15 protein-coding genes, 2 tRNA genes and 1 rRNA gene are annotated in these 15,162 nt (G+C 38.3%); 15 read left to right on the top strand and 3 right to left on the bottom strand.

The window, feature by feature from the left end; translation table 11 throughout:
• From rrf to tsaD, 7 genes are all read left to right on the top strand, one after another.
• Positions 1–95 (top strand): 5S ribosomal RNA (gene rrf, locus JOC78_RS17165); the annotation flags it as partial.
• A 20-nt stretch (positions 96–115) separates the two neighbouring features.
• Positions 116–189, top strand: a tRNA-Met gene (locus tag JOC78_RS17160).
• A 5-nt stretch (positions 190–194) separates the two neighbouring features.
• A tRNA-Asp gene (locus tag JOC78_RS17155) sits at positions 195–271 on the top strand.
• Between the two features lie 199 nt (positions 272–470).
• Positions 471–881, top strand: a complete 411-nt coding sequence (tsaE, locus tag JOC78_RS17150) for a tRNA (adenosine(37)-N6)-threonylcarbamoyltransferase complex ATPase subunit type 1 TsaE (RefSeq protein ID WP_420829958.1) — start codon at positions 471–473, stop codon at positions 879–881.
• Entirely contained in the window at positions 878–1,585 is a 708-nt protein-coding gene (gene tsaB, locus JOC78_RS17145; RefSeq protein WP_204558525.1) for a tRNA (adenosine(37)-N6)-threonylcarbamoyltransferase complex dimerization subunit type 1 TsaB, read from the top strand. The genes tsaE and tsaB overlap by 4 nt, the downstream gene beginning before the upstream one ends.
• A complete protein-coding gene (gene rimI, locus JOC78_RS17140; protein ID WP_204558523.1) occupies positions 1,582–2,028 on the top strand; it encodes a ribosomal protein S18-alanine N-acetyltransferase in 447 nt (148 codons plus the stop codon). The genes tsaB and rimI overlap by 4 nt, the downstream gene beginning before the upstream one ends.
• Positions 2,028–3,047: a tRNA (adenosine(37)-N6)-threonylcarbamoyltransferase complex transferase subunit TsaD gene (tsaD, locus tag JOC78_RS17135; protein WP_204558520.1), complete on the top strand. Its 1,020-nt coding sequence runs from the start codon at positions 2,028–2,030 to the stop codon at positions 3,045–3,047. The genes rimI and tsaD overlap by 1 nt, the downstream gene beginning before the upstream one ends.
• A gap of 293 nt (positions 3,048–3,340) precedes the next feature.
• On the opposite strand, the gene JOC78_RS17130 is transcribed toward tsaD, so the two are convergent.
• Positions 3,341–5,269: an ABC-F family ATP-binding cassette domain-containing protein gene (locus JOC78_RS17130; RefSeq protein ID WP_204558513.1), complete on the bottom strand. Its 1,929-nt coding sequence runs from the start codon at positions 5,267–5,269 to the stop codon at positions 3,341–3,343.
• A 218-nt stretch (positions 5,270–5,487) separates the two neighbouring features.
• Between JOC78_RS17130 and JOC78_RS17125 the strand changes: the two genes are divergently transcribed.
• Genes JOC78_RS17125 through tatC form a run of 3 tightly spaced genes read left to right on the top strand, consistent with a single transcriptional unit; the run spans position 5,488 to position 7,152 of the window.
• Entirely contained in the window at positions 5,488–6,144 is a 657-nt protein-coding gene (locus JOC78_RS17125) for a redox-sensing transcriptional repressor Rex (protein ID WP_204558511.1), read from the top strand.
• Between the two features lie 52 nt (positions 6,145–6,196).
• Entirely contained in the window at positions 6,197–6,376 is a 180-nt protein-coding gene (locus tag JOC78_RS17120; protein ID WP_204558509.1) for a twin-arginine translocase TatA/TatE family subunit, read from the top strand.
• Positions 6,377–6,393: 17 nt separating this feature from the next.
• Entirely contained in the window at positions 6,394–7,152 is a 759-nt protein-coding gene (gene tatC / locus JOC78_RS17115; RefSeq protein ID WP_204558507.1) for a twin-arginine translocase subunit TatC, read from the top strand.
• A 23-nt stretch (positions 7,153–7,175) separates the two neighbouring features.
• Here tatC and JOC78_RS17110 read toward each other — a convergent pair whose 3' ends face one another.
• Positions 7,176–7,376, bottom strand: a complete 201-nt coding sequence (locus JOC78_RS17110) for a YdiK family protein (RefSeq protein WP_204558505.1) — start codon at positions 7,374–7,376, stop codon at positions 7,176–7,178.
• Between the two features lie 26 nt (positions 7,377–7,402).
• Entirely contained in the window at positions 7,403–8,140 is a 738-nt protein-coding gene (locus tag JOC78_RS17105; RefSeq protein ID WP_204558503.1) for a CPBP family intramembrane glutamic endopeptidase, read from the bottom strand.
• A gap of 240 nt (positions 8,141–8,380) precedes the next feature.
• Between JOC78_RS17105 and groES the strand changes: the two genes are divergently transcribed.
• The 5 genes from groES to JOC78_RS17080 all read left to right on the top strand — a co-directional run.
• A complete protein-coding gene (gene groES / locus JOC78_RS17100) occupies positions 8,381–8,668 on the top strand; it encodes a co-chaperone GroES (protein ID WP_204558501.1) in 288 nt (95 codons plus the stop codon).
• Positions 8,669–8,725: 57 nt separating this feature from the next.
• Entirely contained in the window at positions 8,726–10,360 is a 1,635-nt protein-coding gene (groL, locus tag JOC78_RS17095) for a chaperonin GroEL (RefSeq protein ID WP_204558499.1), read from the top strand.
• A 521-nt stretch (positions 10,361–10,881) separates the two neighbouring features.
• On the top strand, positions 10,882–12,612 hold the full coding sequence (locus JOC78_RS17090) for an ATP-dependent nuclease (RefSeq protein ID WP_204558497.1): 1,731 nt from the start codon (positions 10,882–10,884) through the stop codon (positions 12,610–12,612).
• Positions 12,600–14,180, top strand: coding sequence for a UvrD-helicase domain-containing protein (locus tag JOC78_RS17085; protein ID WP_204558495.1), 1,581 nt, complete (start codon positions 12,600–12,602; stop codon positions 14,178–14,180). Before JOC78_RS17090 ends, JOC78_RS17085 begins: the two co-directional genes overlap by 13 nt.
• Before the next feature lie 84 nt (positions 14,181–14,264).
• Positions 14,265–15,162, top strand: an 898-nt coding sequence (locus tag JOC78_RS17080; protein WP_204558493.1) for a PIN-like domain-containing protein, incomplete at its 3' end; no start/stop codon positions are given.

The raw sequence follows: 15,162 nt of genomic DNA, 5'->3' as shown, positions 1-15,162 counted from the left end.
GTCACACCCGTTCCCATCCCGAACACGGCAGTTAAGCTCTTCAGCGCCGATGGTAGTTGGGGGTTTCCCCCTGTGAGAGTAGGACGCCGCCAAGCTGTATAAATTATATTATCGTCGCGGGGTGGAGCAGTTCGGTAGCTCGTCGGGCTCATAACCCGAAGGTCGCAGGTTCAAATCCTGTCCCCGCAATCATTGGTCCGGTAGTTCAGTTGGTTAGAATGCCTGCCTGTCACGCAGGAGGTCGCGGGTTCGAGTCCCGTCCGGACCGCCATTTTATATTATTTACACAAATAACGAAACTAGGTTTCGTTTTCTTTTTTTATCTGGACATTTAAGCTATACTATAATAAATATACAGCCTTAGGATGTAATAAATCCTAAGGTTTTTTTACGGGATAAATGAAAAAAGACAAGGGAGAACTTGCATGGAAGCCTATACGTTTTCAACGAAGAATGCATCGCAAACCCAAATGTTTGCTGAACAATTAGCTCATCACTTATTCCCCGGATCGGTCATCCTGCTTGAAGGGGATCTAGGGGCAGGCAAGACGACATTCACCCAAGGACTTGCAAAAGGCTTAGGTGTGAAGAGAAATGTCAACAGTCCGACGTTTACTATCATTAAAGAATATATGGGAAAAATGCCTCTTTATCATATGGATGTCTATCGAGTGAAGGATTCTGAAGAAGACCTTGGCTTCGATGAATATTTTTATGGTGAAGGTGTGTGTGTCATAGAGTGGGCTCATTTAATTGAAGCCCAGCTGCCGGACGAATACTTAAAGATCTCTTTGCTGCATAAAGGAGATGACGACAGGGAAATTCAAATACTGCCAGTTGGCGATAGATATGAAACGTTAAGTAAGGAGCTTGAAATATGAAAGTACTAGCGATTGATACATCTACTTATGCACTTGGTCTGGCTTTGCTTGAAGATGACCAGTTAATAGGTGAATACACAACGGATTTAAAAGTTAATCATTCATTGCGTGTGATGCCGGCGATTGAGCACCTTTTAAGTGAATGCGGAGTTAAGCCGAAAGAACTTGGCAAGATTGTCGTAGCTAAAGGTCCTGGCTCCTACACAGGAGTAAGAATTGGCGTAACGATTGCTAAGACCTTAGCGTGGACTTTGAATATACCGCTCTCAGGTGTATCTAGTTTAGCGGCTTTGGCTTCATCGGCTAAGTACTATCCGTCTTATATTTCTCCTATATTTGATGCGAGAAGAGGCAGAGTCTATACAGGTCTATATCATTTTGTAGATGGCAAACTGGAAGAAAAGATTCCCGATCAAAATGTCTCCATAGAAGAATGGTGTGCGCAGCTGCGTGAATTAAAAGCACCTGTTTTATTTGCAGGAAGTGATGTAGGCATTCATCAAGCAGTCATTCAAGAACAATTGCCGGAACAGGCGGTATTTGGTGATGCAGTTGCCGCACACGTCCGTCCATCAGAGCTTGGCCGCCTTGGGTTGGTTCTTCCCGCTGAAGACTTACATACATTTGTGCCTAACTATATTCGTATGGCTGAGGCAGAAGTGAAATGGCTGGAGGCGCAGCAAAAGGACGGGGAACGTACATGAATGATCTTGAAATTCGTCCGATGACCGTCGATGATATTAACATGGTCTGTGAAATCGAACATCATAGCTTTTCTGTTCCGTGGACGAAAGATTCTTTTTACCGAGAAATTGTGACGAATAACTTTGCCATTTATCATGTGGCTGTGCACGACCAAAAAGTAGTAGGCTATTGCGGCATGTGGCTGGTGCTGGATGAAACACAAATTACAAATATTGCTGTCCTTCCCGAGTATCGGGGAAAAGGTTTCGGTGAGAGATTACTCTTACACGCAATGGAAACAGCAAAGAGTAAAGGCGGCTCAATCATGACATTAGAAGTGCGTGTAAGCAATCGTCCGGCTCAGGGGTTATATGAAAAGCTTGGTTTCGCACCAGGAGGAATTAGAAAAAATTATTATTCAGACAATCAAGAGGATGCTCTAGTAATGTGGGTGAACTTATAATGAAAAAAGATCTTTATATTTTAGGTTTAGAGACAAGCTGTGATGAAACAGCGGCAGCGATCGTGAAAAATGGAAGAGAGATTGTAGCGAATGTGGTTTCTTCACAAATTGAGAGTCATAAACGCTTCGGTGGCGTCGTGCCAGAAGTGGCTTCAAGACATCATGTTGAACAAATCACATTGGTGCTAGAAGAAGTATTAGCGCAGGCTGATATGAATGTAGAGGATATGGATGCCATTGCGGTTACCAAAGGACCCGGTCTAGTCGGCTCGTTATTGATAGGGGTTAACGCAGCTAAAGCTGTCGCCTTTGCCCATAACCTTCCCCTAGTCGGTGTCCATCATATTGCAGGACATATTTATGCGAATCGTTTAGTGGAAGAAATGCAGTTTCCGCTATTATCGCTTGTGGTTTCAGGGGGGCATACGGAACTTGTCTACATGAAAGAACATGGCTCCTTTGAGGTGATCGGTGAGACGAGGGATGACGCAGCAGGTGAAGCGTACGATAAAGTGGCTCGCACACTTAAGCTTCCTTACCCAGGCGGCCCTCACATTGACCGCTTAGCTGCAGAAGGTGAAGACACGCTTAAGCTTCCGAGAGCTTGGATGGAAGAGGGTTCTTATGATTTTAGTTTCAGTGGATTAAAGTCGGCGGTTATCAACACTCTTCACAATTCTGAACAGCGCGGCGAACAGATTTCTCCTGAAAACCTAGCAGCAAGCTTTCAAGCAAGTGTCGTTGAGGTATTAACAGTCAAAACGGTTAAAGCCGCACAGGAATATAACGTGAAGCAGGTGCTTTTATCTGGGGGTGTGGCGGCTAATAAGGGGTTAAGAGCTTCATTAACAAAGGCTTTTGATCAAATGCCATCGGTAGATTTAATTATTCCTCCTCTGCACTTATGCACAGATAATGCAGCGATGATTGCTGCTGCAGGAACCGTGTTATTTGAGCAGGGAAAACGTGATGACTGGTCAATGAATGGATATCCAGGCTTAGATATTGAGAAGTTTTAATGAAAAATAGACAGCTCCTATGGTGGAGTTGTCTATTTTTTTTGACTTTATCCCCGACTTGTTCACAAGTTGTGAATAACCTGTTGAAAACAAAGATTTAGCTGTTGAAAATCATTTATGGATAAACTGTGGATAATGTGGATTAATCCCACTTATTTTGTGGATGAAGTGGATAAGTTTTGTGAGTAACTAGCATAGCTTCATTGGATATGTGGATAACGATGTGCATAAGAAAAGCAATGATGAAAGAATCCAGCAAGGCCGGATTTCTTCATCATTGCTGATGCTCTTACTTATAGTTGGAGCTCTTCCCACTCTTCCATGAGTTCTTCTATTTGCAATTTAAGCGCTTCGACTTCTTCATGAAGCACGAGGGATTTTTCATGATCCTGAAAAATATCAGGTTCACATAAAAGAGCTTCCTTTTCACTCACCTGTTCTTCAAGTACTTCTACCTGTTCTTCAATTTCCTCTAATCTGCGGCGTTTTTGGCGCTCCGCTTTTTTCTGTTCCTTATCTTTTGCATAATCTGCGGAGTCAGATGGCTTGTTCTCTGTCTTCTTATTAGATGAAGAAACAGGTGTTTCGAATGCCGCGAGTTCGATCTGTTCTTGTTTCTTTAAAACATAATAATCATAATCACCTAGATACTCTGTGACGCCTTCTTTAGATAACTCTATCACCTTAGAGGCGATTCGGTTAATAAAGTAACGGTCATGAGAAACAAACAGAATCGTACCAGGATAATCAATTAAGGCATTTTCAAGTACCTCTTTGCTATCAAGGTCCAAGTGATTCGTTGGCTCATCTAAAATTAAAAAATTCGCTTTCTGCATCATAAGCTTTGAAAGGGCAAGACGGGCTTTCTCTCCGCCGCTTAAAGCTGAAACCGGTTTTAACACATCGTCACCAGAGAAAAGAAAGTTCCCTAATGCTGTGCGAATATCTTTTTCGGGAGTCAATGGATACTCATCCCATAATTCATTCAACACCGTTTTATTAGATGTTAAATTAGCCTGTTCTTGATCATAATACCCAATCGAAACATTCGTACCGAGTGTAGTGCGGCCATTCAGAGCCTGCAGCTTATCTACGATCGTTTTCAGCAAAGTAGACTTTCCAGCGCCATTTGGCCCGACGAGCGCAATACTGTCTTCTCGGTTAATGAAAAAATTCAAATTTTCAGCGACAGGAGCACCATCGTATCCAATCGAAAGATCATTTACTTTCAATACTTCATTTCCGCTTTGCTTCTCTATATCGAACATGATATTGGCTGATTTCTCATATCCTTCAGGACGCGACAGCATGTCCATTCGCTCTAATTGTTTCCGCCGGCTTTGCGCTCGTTTCGTGGTAGAGGCTCTGGCGATATTGCGCTGAATAAAATCTTGCAGCTTAGCGACTTCTTCTTGCTGCTTCTCAAACTGTTTCATTTCCTGTTCGTACTGTGCCGCTTTTTGAATCAGGTATTTCCCGTAGTTCCCTGGATACTTCTTGATTCGGTTACGCGACACTTCATAGACTTGGTTCACGACTTTATCCAGGAAGTAACGGTCATGCGAAACAATCAGGATCGCCCCGCTGTAATTTTGCAAATACTGCTCAAGCCATGAGAGTGTACTGATGTCTAGGTGGTTGGTCGGCTCATCCAAGATTAAGATATCCGGCTGCGTAAGCAGAAGTTTCCCTAGAGCAAGCCTAGTCTTCTGTCCGCCGCTGAGCGTCTCGATTTTTGTCGAATAGTCAAACTCCTGAAAGTTTAATCCGTGTAAAATTGAACGGATATCCGCTTCATACTGATAGCCGCCAAGTTCCTTAAATTTATGCTGAAGAACATCATATTCCTTTAATACTTTTTCATATTGATTCGGATCTTCATATACGGCAGGATCGGCCATTTGCTGTTCTAAACCACGGATTTTCTGTTCCATGTCACGCAAATGATTAAAGACGCTGAGCATCTCTTCCCAAATAGATAGGTCTGACTCCAAGCCAGTATCCTGTGCTAGATAGCCAATGGATACATCTTTAGGCTTCATAATATCACCAGAATCATACCCCAGGTGACCCGCAATTATTTTTAGAAGAGTAGACTTGCCTGCTCCGTTGCGCCCAACAAGAGCAATACGGTCTCTCGTTTGCACCTCAAGTTTAATATTCGATAAGATCAGTTCTGCACCGAAATGTTTAGTCAGTTGTTGTACTTGCAGTAATATCATGATTTTCACCTCTATTTCTATTGTAAGTGTATCCCATGCAACAGGAAACAAGCAATTATCAGAAATGGACGATGTGTGAGAAGAAAGAGGTGCGTCATAGGTTGTGAAAAGTTGGACAAAGTTCAAAGACAATAGAAGGAAAATAAGGTATGATAATAGAGGAAATGGACTTGCACAAAGTGTTAACGCAGTATGTGGTTAGTGTTGGGGGTATGGAAATGAATCAAGATTTAATTAAAATTCCGCAAGCAACAGCAAAACGTTTGCCTTTGTATTACCGTTTTATTCAGAATTTACACTCATCTGGAAAGCAGCGAGTGTCTTCAGCGGAATTGAGTGAAGCTGTAAAAGTGGATTCTGCTACAATCCGTCGTGATTTTTCTTATTTTGGCGCGCTAGGAAAAAAGGGATACGGCTACAATGTGAGCTATTTACTTTCGTTCTTCCGTAAAACACTGGATCAGGATGAAGTGACGAATGTGGCACTTATTGGTGTAGGGAATTTGGGTACCGCTTTTCTTAACTATAATTTCATGAAGAATAACAATACGAAAATTCAATTCGCCTTTGATGTGTCGGAGGATAAAGTAAACACAAAAATCGGTGATGTAAACATTTATCATATGGACGATCTTGAGAAGAAGCTGGCAGAGGAGAATGTGAATGTAGCCATTCTGACGGTGCCTTCGACCTTTGCTCAAAGCATAACAGATCGTTTAGTGGCTTCTAATATAAAAGGCATTTTAAACTTTACGCCTGCACGCCTGAATGTGCCTTCTACTATTCGTGTTCACCACATTGATTTAGCGGTTGAATTGCAGTCGCTTGTTTATTTTTTAAAGAACTATCCTGAAACGGAGTCAGAAAACTCGTAATAGAAATAAGCGTGAAAATCAGTTATCATAAAAAGAAGGAGGTGTTGCACCAATGAGTATGGGTGTTGGCAGTATCGTATTAATCGCCGTAGCCGCTTTATTAATTTTTGGCCCGAAAAAGCTTCCTGAGCTTGGACGAGCAGCGGGAGATACGCTGAAAGAATTCAAGCATGCCACAAAAGGTTTGGCAGACGATGAAGATAAATCAGCTGAAAATAAAGATCCCAAGTAATGTTAGGATGAATGACTATGAGTCGACAAGACATGACAATATATGAACATATTAGTGAATTAAGAAAACGGCTCATCATAGTAGTCGTTTTCTTCTTCTTTGCTATTGTGGCAAGTTTACTACTTGCCGAACCGCTTATTCGCTATTTGCAACACGCAGATGAAGCGAAGGAACTGACGATGAATGCTTTCAGGGTGACCGATCCATTAAAGATCTATTTCCAAATGGCGTTTGTACTCGGCATCATTTTTACATCACCCGTCATTTTATATCAGCTTTGGTCCTTTGTTAGCCCAGGTCTTCTAGAGAAAGAGCGGAAAGTGACACTCAGCTATATTCCGATGTCGGTTCTTTTGTTTCTTGCAGGACTATCCTTTTCCTACTTTATTCTTTTTCCGTACATCATTCATTTTATGATGAATTTATCGAGTAAATTGAATATTGAACAGGTCATTGGAATTAATGAATATTTTCAATTTTTATTTCAAATTACTATTCCATTTGGGTTTCTGTTTCAATTGCCGGTAGTGACATTATTCTTGACGAGACTTGGCATCATTACACCGATGTTTTTAGCGCAAATTCGACGTTTTGCTTATTTCATTTTGTTAGTGATTGCCGCACTTATTACACCGCCTGATATTATGTCCCACATGATGGTGACGGTGCCGCTGCTATTCTTATATGAAATTAGTATTTGGATTTCTAAAATTGGCTATAAGAAAGCCTTGGCCGCCGAGGCAGAGCGAATGCAGCAGCCGGATATAGAAGAATAAAAAAATAGACCTTCAATGAAGGCCTATTTTTTTTGGCTGTTTCTAATTTTGTAATGGATAAGAACCATGCGTATGCCTGATCCGATATCCATTGTCGCGAGCAGAATCAGCAGGTAAGTAAAGAATCCAAACCCATTGTTATTTACTTGCTGAATGGCCATATAGGTAAAAAAGACACCGAGAATTAAGTAGAATATTCCCGTTGTTAACGGTGATTGTCTCATGAAACTTCCTCCAGTAAGTCAGTGTACTACATAAACCACAAAATCATTTGCTGCATCTGTTCGGCTTCTTTCATCATCTTTTCAATTTCATCTGCATAAAAGTATTGAACGACCACGACGAGCGAGTTCATTGCCACATGCGCACAAATCGGTACGATGATTCGCTTCGTTTTGACATAGAGAAAAGCAAAGGTGAAGCCCATAGAAGCGTAAAGAATCGTGTGTTCTAGCTCCATATGCGCCAGCGAAAAGATCACGGAGCTGATTAGAGCAGAAACAGTAAACGAATATTTCTCGTAAAGACTGCCGAACAGGATTTTGCGGAAAACAATTTCCTCGAGTATTGGTCCAATGACTGAAGCGGCAATCATCACGGCAGGCACAAGCTCAATAATTTGAATGATGGATTCCGTATTTTGCGAACCCATTTCAATGCCGAGAGCGGCTTCAATCGCAATGGCAATCCGTTGAGCGAATAATGCCAGAAATACACCGATGACCGCCCAAAATACAGATTGGCCGACAGGGAGCGGTTCCATTCGTTCAAGCTTGCTGGTGCGGTTAGTTTTCCGCAAGATCAGCCACACAATCAGCAGGGTGAGAGAAAAACTGATCACTAGCCAATAGCCAGGAACCAATTCTTTCATTTTTACCGCATCCATACCTAAGAATTGCCCCGCTTTAAAAACGAGCGGATATCCGACAAAGCCGGAAAGCTGCATCAGTATGTAAGCAATGAGTATATAGCCATATTCTTTTTTCAAATTGAAAGTCTCCTCATCAAAAATTCCTTTACAGGCTATTTTACTAATAAACAGAAGATCATTCAAATAACTAGGGTTTAAAAGGGTGAACTCCATATGAGGAAAACAATTGAAAAAAATTTAAGCTTCACCCTTGCAAAAGAAATGTATTTTATTTATTATAATAATTGTGTTAGCACTCAGGATAAGAGAGTGCTAATAAAATAAAAAATTACATAAATTTTGAGGAGGTTGTTTCACTTGTTAAAACCACTAGGTGATCGCGTAGTAATTGAGCTTGTAGAAACGGAAGAAAAAACGGCTAGCGGTATCGTTTTGCCAGATTCAGCAAAGGAAAAGCCACAAGAAGGCAAAATCGTAGCAGTCGGTACTGGCCGTGTTCTAGACAGCGGTGAGCGCGTAGCTCTTGAGGTAGCTGTTGGAGATCGCATCATCTTCTCTAAATATGCAGGAACAGAAGTGAAATACCAAGGCACAGAATATTTATTGCTTCGCGAAAGCGATATCCTTGCTGTCGTAGGCGAATAATTAACCACAATTACTTTTTAAATAAATAATCAACGAATATCAGGGAGGTTTTTCAATATGGCAAAAGAAATTAAGTTCAGTGAAGAAGCACGCCGCGCGATGCTTCGCGGAGTAGACCAATTAGCAGATGCCGTAAAAGTAACTCTTGGACCAAAAGGACGCAACGTGGTTCTTGAGAAGAAATTCGGATCTCCTTTAATCACGAATGACGGTGTAACAATCGCGAAAGAAATCGAACTTGAAGATGCATTCGAAAACATGGGTGCGAAGCTTGTTGCTGAAGTAGCGAGCAAAACAAATGACGTAGCTGGTGACGGTACGACTACAGCTACAGTTCTAGCTCAAGCAATGATTCGCGAAGGCTTGAAAAACGTAACAGCTGGCGCAAATCCTGTTGGCGTTCGTAAAGGTATGGACAAAGCCGTTCAAGCAGCTGTTGAGTCATTAAAAGAAATTTCTAAACCAATCGAAGGCAAAGAGTCTATTGCACAAGTAGCCGCAATATCTTCTGCTGACGAAGAAGTTGGCCAATTGATTGCTGAAGCGATGCAGCGCGTAGGCAATGATGGTGTTATCACGATTGAAGAATCTAAAGGCTTCACAACTGAATTAGATGTAGTAGAAGGTATGCAGTTCGACCGCGGTTACGCGTCTCCATACATGATCTCTGATTCAGATAAAATGGAAGCAGTTCTTGAAAATCCATATATCCTAATTACTGATAAAAAGATCGCAAGCATTCAAGAAATCCTTCCAGTGCTTGAGCAAGTAGTTCAGCAAAGCAAGCCGCTATTATTGATCTCTGAAGATGTGGAAGGCGAAGCGCTTGCTACATTAGTAGTGAACAAACTTCGCGGCACATTCAATGCAGTAGCTGTTAAAGCTCCTGGATTCGGTGACCGCCGTAAAGCAATGCTTGAAGATATCGCCGTTCTTACAGGTGCAGAAGTGATCACAGAAGATTTAGGCTTAGACCTTAAATCAGCGAACATTTCTCAGCTTGGACGCGCAGCGAAAGTTGTGGTAACGAAAGAAAATACAACAATCGTTGAAGGCGCAGGCGACTCTGCACAAATCGAAGGACGCGTAAACCAAATCCGCGCTCAATTAGAAGAAACAACTTCTGAATTTGACCGTGAAAAATTACAAGAGCGCTTAGCGAAACTAGCTGGCGGCGTAGCTGTCATCAAAGTGGGAGCGGCGACTGAAACAGAATTAAAAGAGCGTAAACTTCGCATTGAAGATGCTCTAAACGCAACTCGCGCAGCTGTAGAAGAAGGCATCGTATCCGGTGGTGGTACAGCGCTTGTCAACGTATACAACAAAGTAGCTCAAGTAGAAGCAGAAGGCGACGTAGCCACTGGTGTGAACATCGTTCTTCGTGCACTAGAAGAGCCAATCCGTCAAATCGCATTCAACGCCGGCCTTGAAGGTTCTGTAGTCGTTGACCGCCTAAAACGTGAAGAAATCGGCGTAGGCTTCAACGCAGCGACTGGCGAATGGGTCAACATGATCGAAACTGGTATCGTAGACCCAACAAAAGTAACTCGTTACGCACTTCAACATGCAGCATCAGTAGCAGCAATGTTCCTAACAACAGAAGCTGTTGTAGCTGACAAGCCAGAAGAAAATGGCGGCGGCATGGGCATGCCTGACATGGGCGGCATGGGTGGAATGGGCGGCATGATGTAAGGCTTTTAAGCCAAACATCTGAGAAATAGTTATAGCTATTTCCGCTCCATTTTGAGAAGCAGTCATGTAAACCATTTATATCAATAGCAAAAACCACTTCCTATAAAATTAGGGAGTGGTTTTTGTGTTATTAAAATTTGCGTATTGAGACTTTTTGTACAGGCAGTTCAAGTAAAAGACGGAAGGCTATATGCCATCCCGTCCCTCTTAGACATACAAATTGCACTAAATGTCAATATTATATTCAATCCAATTTTTTTATACATCAAAGTGGTTTTATGTAAAAGTACATCTATCTGCAAACATTTTAGTTAACAAAAGTGTTGATATAATATAAAAATATAATTGTCTTGGAATTAATTGTATTGATCTTATTTAAATTGGTTCTTTGTTAAACTCAACTCACGATAATAACAATTAACATAGGATTATGTCGAATTATAGATATAAAATTCATTTAAAGTTTGGTAAAATTTTCTTAGGTAATATTTACTTCTCTTTGAAAGAAAGGTTGAGTTTATATGGAGTTTAAGTCATTGTATATCAAAGGTTTCAGAAACTTTGAAGAAATAGAGTTATGTTTAACTAATCGGAATGTGATATTTGGACTAAATGACATAGGTAAGACTAATTTCTTGGGTGGGTTGAGGTTTTTACTAGATAGAGATTTTAGAAAGCATGGATTTATAGATACTGATTTCTTTAATAGGAAGATTGATAGTGAAATTATTATTACCTTAGAAGTAAACATAGAAGATGAAAATAATGAAGACAACAAAAAGATTTATACTGCAATGAAGGGGGCCATACCCTCTGACGCAAAAGTAGTTTTTTTTCAATTAAAGGCTAAATACAATCCCGAAACACTAAGGGGAGAACCTGAATTGTTTTGGGGAGCCGAGATTAATAATCTTGATGCAATCCCAAGTAATCAGTCATTTTATGAGATTGATAAGTTATTTAACGTGGTTTATATAGATTCATCAATAAAAATGGATAATGAATTTAGGAGATATACAAAAGAAATTTTAAGAGCTGATACAAGTTTAGATGAAACAGAACGAAAGAGGGTTTATTTACATATTGCAAATTTAAATAAAAGTATTGGTAAATTAAAAAGTATTAAAAATTTTGAAAGCGATTTAGTTAAGGAATATAAAAAATTTCGTGATGAAAAGAACCTAAGAATAACTATTAAGTCCGAGATTGAGTTAAGTAATCTCCACTCAAAATTGACACCATATATATTGAATGAGGATTCTGAAACTTATCCTACGGGTGGGGATGGCAGAAAAAAAATCTTAGCATATACATTATTGGCTTTAGAAAACAGGAGAAATGAAGATAAAAAAATTAATATTTTTTTAATTGAAGAATTAGAGAATCATCTTCATCGCTCTATGCAGATCGCACTGTCATACCAATTATTTAGTGATGGTATTTTTAAATACTTATTTATAACCACCCATTCATCCCTAATTGTGAGTCAAATGGATAATGTAAATCTCATAAAACTATTTAAAGATAAAAAAATAAAGGCAAAATCTTATACATATGTAGTTCCAGATGATTATAAGATGGTCAAGCAGAAACTAAATGAAAATTTATCTGAAGCAATTTTTGCAGACGTAGTTTTATTAGTAGAGGGTCCTTCAGAAAAAATTCTCTTTGAAAGAATTTTAAGAGAAAAGCATGAAAGATATGAGAGTTTCGGGGGATATATCCTCCAAGTTGATGGAATAGATTTTAGTGAATATTACAAAGTTTTATCAAACTTGGGGATAAAGGTGATAGTAAAGACAGATAATGACTTAAAACTTAATAAGAAAAAGAGGGAATGTAATCTGTTGGGACTAAATAGGGGGTTATCACTGGTTGGTTTTCCTAATAAGACTAACAAATCCGGTGTTGATGCAAATAAATATGAAAATGATCCTGAATATAAGAAAACATTACAAAGGGGTATTTATGAGATTGATCACAGTGCAGACTTCCATGATTTAAGAAGCAAAAGTGTTTACATTTCCTGCATAGATTTAGAGAATGATCTATACGAGATAATTCCTAAACAAATGGACTTACTTGCGAAAAATAATAATAGTAAGAAAACTGGAATTGATTATTTACAAAGCGCTAAAATGATTAACATGATACAACTTTGTAAAACTTTAAACTCAAGACAATGTAGTTCTATATATAATCATGAAAACTTTGGGTGTTTAAAGGAGTTGATAGAATCATGCTCCCAGTAGATATTGACATACGAGACCAAATTCTAAATATTGATGGAAATATCGTGGTCAGTGCAAGTGCAGGAACAGGTAAAACCTATACAACTGTTAAAAGAATTATACAAGATGTTAATAGTGTGAGTAATTACCAAACCTTTGCTGCTATCACATTTACTCGAAAAGCAGCGAAAGAAATTAAAGATAGATTAGGTGTAAACAAAGGCACTGGTTTTATCGGGACTAATGATAATTTTGTATTAAAAGAAATAATTCAGCCATTTATGTATGATGTCTACGGTAGTGAATTTAAAAAAGAGATATTTCCTGACTTTTCTAATCGAAATACGATTAAGAAATTTAATGAAGGAGTTAGTAAAATTAAAGAAAATGGATATTTGTGCAAATATGATAATAATCATAAAAATTTCGCATTCCAATTAGGACTGGATATACTAAAAAAATCTATTTCAGCAAGAAGATATCTAAGATCAAAATACTTTAGATTATATATTGATGAATATCAAGATTGTGATGTAGATATGCATAGTTTATTTATTTATATCTCGGATAATCTTAAAATACCATTATTTCTTGTTGGTGATATCAAGCAATCGATTTATGGTTGGAGAGGTGCTTATAGTGAGGGGTTCAAGTATCTTATGAAAAGAGATGACTTCAATACTTTTAACTTATGGCATAATTTCAGATCTAACCAATCAATTCAAAATTACTCTAATATTTTCATGGAAGAGGCAAGAAATAATTACAACGTTTGTGAATTTAAGAACGAAGTCCAATTGATTGTTTACACGAATGAAGTAGATGCGATTGAATATATTGAAAATTGGTTAAATAGGGACCAAAAATGTTCCTTTTTAAATTTTAGAAGAGACACTGCTGAGGACTGGAGTAACTTATTAAAGGAAAGAGAAATAGATTTTGTTTACTTACCACATTCTCCTTTAGACAATGGTGATTTAGAGAGTGAGCATGTATGGATAGCGAGGATGCTAGCCTCGTATCTGCTTGAGGATCGATACAACGAATACGATGTTCTTTTAGAAATTCCAATGCCAGAAGCCTATGAAATAAGAAAAATTAGAAGTCTACTTCTGAAGGTTACACAAAACTTAGTAGACAAAGATGAATTTTATAATAGTTGTTTAGAATTTTATAAGTATTTAGGATACTGCGATGTTAATAATAAAATGAGTAACGAAATTGGTATATTATATACCGTGATTTCTGATCCGAAATATATACCATACTATAACGCGGAAAAATACAAACTAACTACATCTACTATACATTCTTCTAAAGGGCTAGAATTCGAACAAGTAATTATTAATGGTAATGAATATAATTTTAATAGTGATAATGATAGATACCTACATTATGTGGCTGTTTCACGCCCTAAAAATAGACTTTTAATTTTATTAAAAAACAATTTTAGTGGAAAAAAATACTTGAAAGAAATAGATAATGTGGTGAGTGAAACGCAAAATATAGGTTATAAAATTAAAACATCCGATGTTATAGAATTTATTGATTTAATGGAAATTAAGCAGAAAGTACCTCACACAAACTAAGGTATTGTTATTTTCCATCAGTTAAGGAGATAAAACTAGGCAAACAAATATTTCATTGGAAAGAAAATAGGTGACAATATGAGCATGCTATCTAATGATGAATTTCAAGAGATTTGGGATGAGAATCCTATAGTAATTCTAGATACTAATGTACTGTTAAATCTTTATAGATGGTCAGCAGGTACATCTGAACAAATTTTAGAAAATTTTAATGAAGTTATAGACTCATTATGGATTCCAAATCAGGTTTATACTGAATTTCATACGCATAAAGAGAAAATTAGGAGTCAATCATTTAATAAATACAAAAATCTAACAGCAGAAGTTAATAGGACGCTGAAAAATACTCATACTGAATTGTCAAAAAGATTTCTCCAGTATGGTAAATATAAATTTCCGAAAATTAAAGAACTTGCTGCAGTTCTAGAAGGAGAAATAGAAAAGTTAAAACAGGTATCTGAGGATTTTAAGACAAGCATTGCAGATGAAATTAATAACAATGTAACATTATTATCAAATGATGAAGTATCCTCATTAGTAGATACACTTTTAGCAAATGAAAAGGTTGGAAATGAATTCTCGTTCCAACGATTATTAGAAATTTACGAAGAGGGAGATCGCAGGTATAAATATAAAATTCCTCCCGGATATAGAGATGAAGAAGAAAAAGGGGAATTAGATATTAGGAAATTCGGAGATCTAATAGTGTGGAAAGAAATATTGGAAAAATCTAATAATGAAGGAAAAAGACCGGTAATATTTGTTACTGAAGATGTCAAGTCAGATTGGTGGGAAATCAAAGCAGATGATGTATTGGTGGGTCCTCGAAAAGAGCTAGTTAAGGAGTTTAAAGATTTCTTGGAAGAGGATGTAACCTTTAATATGTTTGTTAATGCTACTCAAAAACGGCCAATTGTTGACGGTATTGTTTGTCCGGGGGTTGACGGATATAATGTCCTTAACAACCCTGAAGAAAGGAAAA

This window comes from Bacillus ectoiniformans (assembly GCF_016908875.1).
GTDB classification, from domain to species: domain Bacteria; phylum Bacillota; class Bacilli; order Bacillales; family Domibacillaceae; genus Bacillus_BX; species Bacillus_BX ectoiniformans.
Note: the sequence above shows the minus strand (reverse complement) of the source record. Positions and strands in the feature narration are given on the sequence as shown.

Coding starts and splice junctions, on each gene's coding strand:
- tsaE (WP_420829958.1), top strand. CDS start 471: ATGTTTGCTGAACAATTAGCTCATCACTTATTCCCCGGATCGGTCATC.
- tsaB (WP_204558525.1), top strand. CDS start 878: ATGAAAGTACTAGCGATTGATACATCTACTTATGCACTTGGTCTGGCT.
- rimI (WP_204558523.1), top strand. CDS start 1,582: ATGAATGATCTTGAAATTCGTCCGATGACCGTCGATGATATTAACATG.
- tsaD (WP_204558520.1), top strand. CDS start 2,028: ATGAAAAAAGATCTTTATATTTTAGGTTTAGAGACAAGCTGTGATGAA.
- JOC78_RS17130 (WP_204558513.1), bottom strand. CDS start 5,269: ATGATATTACTGCAAGTACAACAACTGACTAAACATTTCGGTGCAGAA.
- JOC78_RS17125 (WP_204558511.1), top strand. CDS start 5,488: ATGAATCAAGATTTAATTAAAATTCCGCAAGCAACAGCAAAACGTTTG.
- JOC78_RS17120 (WP_204558509.1), top strand. CDS start 6,197: ATGAGTATGGGTGTTGGCAGTATCGTATTAATCGCCGTAGCCGCTTTA.
- tatC (WP_204558507.1), top strand. CDS start 6,394: ATGAGTCGACAAGACATGACAATATATGAACATATTAGTGAATTAAGA.
- JOC78_RS17110 (WP_204558505.1), bottom strand. CDS start 7,376: ATGAGACAATCACCGTTAACAACGGGAATATTCTACTTAATTCTCGGT.
- groL (WP_204558499.1), top strand. CDS start 8,726: ATGGCAAAAGAAATTAAGTTCAGTGAAGAAGCACGCCGCGCGATGCTT.
- JOC78_RS17090 (WP_204558497.1), top strand. CDS start 10,882: ATGGAGTTTAAGTCATTGTATATCAAAGGTTTCAGAAACTTTGAAGAA.
- JOC78_RS17085 (WP_204558495.1), top strand. CDS start 12,600: ATGCTCCCAGTAGATATTGACATACGAGACCAAATTCTAAATATTGAT.